This is a genomic window from Mycobacterium sp. Root265 (assembly GCF_001428895.1).
Lineage (GTDB): Bacteria > Actinomycetota > Actinomycetes > Mycobacteriales > Mycobacteriaceae > Mycobacterium.
In genome coordinates this window covers 1-3,742 of record NZ_LMJA01000021.1, presented here as the reverse complement: position 1 = coordinate 3,742, position 3,742 = coordinate 1, and the positions used below count along the sequence as shown (strand labels likewise).

Genomic DNA, 3,742 nt, shown 5'->3' with positions numbered 1-3,742 from the left:
AAGCGCGAGGGTCTGCACACCGTGTGCGAAGAGGCCGGCTGCCCCAACATCTACGAATGCTGGGAGGACCGCGAGGCCACCTTCCTCATCGGTGGCGAGCAGTGCACGCGGCGCTGCGACTTCTGTCAGATCGACACCGGCAAGCCCGCCGAGCTCGACCGTGACGAACCGCGCCGGGTCGCCGAGAGCGTGCAGGCCATGGGGCTGCGCTACTCGACGGTGACCGGTGTGGCCCGCGACGACCTGCCTGACGGCGGGGCCTGGCTGTACGCCGAGACGGTCCGCCAGATCCACGCGCTCAACCCGAACACCGGCGTGGAGCTGCTGGCCCCGGACTTCAACGGGGTCCCTGCACTGCTCGAAGAGGTCTTCGAGTCGCGCCCGGAGGTGTTCGCGCACAACGTCGAAACCGTGCCGCGCATCTTCAAGCGGATCCGGCCTGCCTTCCGCTACCAGCGCAGCCTCGATGTCATCACCGCCGCCCGCGACTTCGGTCTGGTCACCAAGAGCAACCTCATCCTGGGCATGGGCGAGACACCCGATGAGGTGCGNCAGCGCAGCCTCGATGTCATCACCGCCGCCCGCGACTTCGGTCTGGTCACCAAGAGCAACCTCATCCTGGGCATGGGCGAGACACCCGATGAGGTGCGTACCGCGCTGGTCGACCTGCACGAGGCCGGCTGCGACATCGTCACCATCACCCAGTACCTGCGCCCGTCGCCGCGGCATCACCCGGTGGACCGGTGGGTGCATCCCGACGAATTCGTGGAGTTCACGACGTTCGCCGAAAACGTCGGATTCGCCGGCGTGCTGGCCGGTCCGCTGGTCCGGTCCTCCTACCGCGCGGGCAAGTTGTATCAACAGGCCGCGGGCTTGAGGCCGCGCGCTGACTGACATGCAGGCGCAGGGGAAGACGGCAACGTACTGGGCTCTGCGTCGGCACCGAACAAGACCATTCACAACTGCTATTCATGCGAGGACGACGTGATTTCCAAACTGCTGGTGGCCAACCGCGGTGAGATCGCCATTCGCGCGTTCCGTGCGGCGACTGAGATGAATATCTCGACGGTCGCGGTGTATCCGTTCGAGGACCGCAACTCGTTGCACCGGCTCAAGGCCGACGAGTCGTATCAGATCGGTGATGAGGGTCATCCGGTGCGGGCGTATCTGTCGGTGGACGAGATCATCCGGGTGGCCAAGCATGCCGGCGCGGACGCGGTCTACCCGGGCTACGGCTTCCTGTCGGAGAACCCGGAACTGGCCGCGGCGTGTGCGGCCGAGGGCATCACGTTCGTGGGCCCGTCGGCGGATGTGTTGGAGCTGACGGGAAACAAGGCACGGGCGATCGCCGCGGCACGGGAGGCCGGCCTGCCGGTGCTGGCGTCCTCGGAGCCCTCGGCTTCGGTGGACGAACTCGTTGAAGTCGCCAAGACGATGACGTTCCCGCTGTTCGTGAAGGCGGTCTCCGGTGGTGGTGGCCGCGGGATGCGCCGGGTGGCCGAGGCATCGGATCTGGCCGAGGCGATCGAAGCGGCGTCTCGTGAGGCGGAATCGGCGTTCGGTGATCCGATGGTGTACCTGGAGCAGGCGGTGATCAATCCCCGCCATATCGAGGTGCAGATCCTGGCCGATGGTGCGGGCAAGGTGATCCATCTGTTCGAGCGCGACTGCAGTTTGCAGCGCCGCCATCAGAAGGTCATCGAACTCGCCCCGGCCCCGAATCTGGACCCGGCGGTGCGGGAGAGGATCTGCGCTGATGCGGTGGCGCTGGCGCGGCATATCAACTATTTCTGCGCGGGCACCATCGAGTTCCTGCTCGATGAGCGCGGCCATCATGTGTTCATCGAGTGCAACCCGCGGATCCAGGTGGAGCACACGGTGACCGAGGAGATCACCGATGTGGATCTGGTGGCTTCGCAGTTGCGCATCGCGGCGGGGGAGACGCTGGATGATCTGGGGTTGAGCCAGGATTCGATTCAGATTCGTGGCGCGGCGATGCAGTGCCGGATCACCACCGAGGATCCGGCCAATGGTTTCCGTCCCGATACCGGGCGGATCACCGGCTACCGGTCACCGGGTGGTGCGGGTATCCGACTGGACGGTGGTACCCATCTGGGTGCGGAGATCAGCGCGCACTTCGATTCGATGCTGGTGAAGTTGACGTGTCGTGGTAGGGATTTCGCGATGGCTGCGACGCGTGCGCGGCGTGCGTTGGCGGAGTTCCGGGTTCGTGGTGTGTCCACGAACATCCCGTTCCTGCTCGCGGTGCTCGATGATCCGGATTTCCGGGCGGGCCGGGTGACGACCTCGTTCATTGATGAGCGCCCGCAGTTGCTGACCGCGCGCACCCCGGCTGATCGCGGCACCAAGATCCTGAATTATCTGGCCGAGGTGACGGTCAACAAGCCGCACGGTGAGCGGACCTCCACGGTGTACCCGCACGACAAGCTGCCGCCACTGGATGTGAGTGTCACACCGCCGGCCGGTTCCAAGCAGAAACTCGAGGAACTCGGGCCGACGGGTTTCGCGGCGTGGCTGCGCGATTCACCCGCTCTCGGTGTCACCGACACTACGTTCCGTGATGCGCATCAGTCGCTGTTGGCGACTCGGGTGCGCTCGTCGGGTCTGCTGGCGGTGGCGCCCTATATTGCGCGGTTGACCCCGCAGTTGTTGTCGGTGGAGTGCTGGGGTGGGGCGACTTATGATGTGGCGCTGCGCTTTTTGAAGGAAGACCCGTGGGAGCGGTTGGCGGCGCTGCGGGAGGCGATCCCGAACATCTGTCTGCAGATGCTGCTGCGCGGGCGCAACACCGTCGGGTATACCCCGTACCCGGAGCTGGTCACCCAGGCCTTCGTCCAAGAGGCCACGACAACTGGTATCGATATCTTCCGGATCTTCGATGCGCTGAACAACGTGGACTCGATGCGCCCGGCGATCGATGCGGTGCGTGAGACCGGGACTGCGGTCGCCGAGGTTGCGATGTCCTACACCGGTGACCTCTCCGATCCGGCCGAAGACCTGTACACCCTGGACTACTACCTGCGCTTGGCCGATCAGATCGTGGATGCCGGGGCGCATGTGCTGGCCATCAAGGACATGGCCGGGCTGCTGCGTCCTCAAGCGGCCACCACACTCGTCTCGGCGTTGCGGGAGCGGTTCGATCTGCCGATTCACGTGCACACTCATGACACCCCGGGCGGGCAGTTGGCCACCTATCTGGCGGCCTGGACCGCCGGGGCGTCGGCGGTGGACGGGGCATCGTCGCCGTTGGCGGGCACCACGAGTCAGCCCGCTCTCTCGGCGATCGTGGCCGCGACCGCGCACACCGAGTTCGACACCGGTCTGGACCTGGCCGCGGTGTGTGACCTGGAACCGTATTGGGAGGCGCTGCGCAAGGTCTACGAGCCGTTCGAGGCCGGGCTGCCGGCCCCGACCGGTCGGNGAACCGTATTGGGAGGCGCTGCGCAAGGTCTACGAGCCGTTCGAGGCCGGGCTGCCGGCCCCGACCGGTCGGGTCTACACCCACGAGATCCCGGGCGGGCAGCTCTCCAATCTGCGGACCCAGGCCGTCGCGTTGGGGCTCGGGGACCGGTTCGAGGATGTCGAGAACGCTTACGCCGGTGCCGATCGGGTGCTGGGCCGGTTGATCAAGGTGACCCCGTCGTCCAAGGTGGTCGGCGATCTCGCGCTGGCCCTGGTGGGGGCGGGCGCGGATGCCGCGGAGTTCGCCGCCGATCCCGAC

The 3,742-nt window shown here is 66.3% G+C and carries 4 pseudogenes; all 4 read left to right on the top strand.

Going from position 1 to position 3,742, the window contains the following annotated elements:
- A pseudogene (locus tag ASE48_RS33455) lies at positions 1 to 551 on the top strand (lipoyl synthase); the annotation flags it as partial.
- 1 nt (position 552) lies between these two features.
- A pseudogene (locus tag ASE48_RS33450) lies at positions 553 to 894 on the top strand (lipoyl synthase); the annotation flags it as partial.
- 90 nt (positions 895 to 984) lie between these two features.
- Positions 985 to 3,441: pseudogene (locus tag ASE48_RS16540) on the top strand (pyruvate carboxylase); the annotation flags it as partial.
- 1 nt (position 3,442) lies between these two features.
- Positions 3,443 to 3,742: pseudogene (locus ASE48_RS33445) on the top strand (hypothetical protein); the annotation flags it as partial.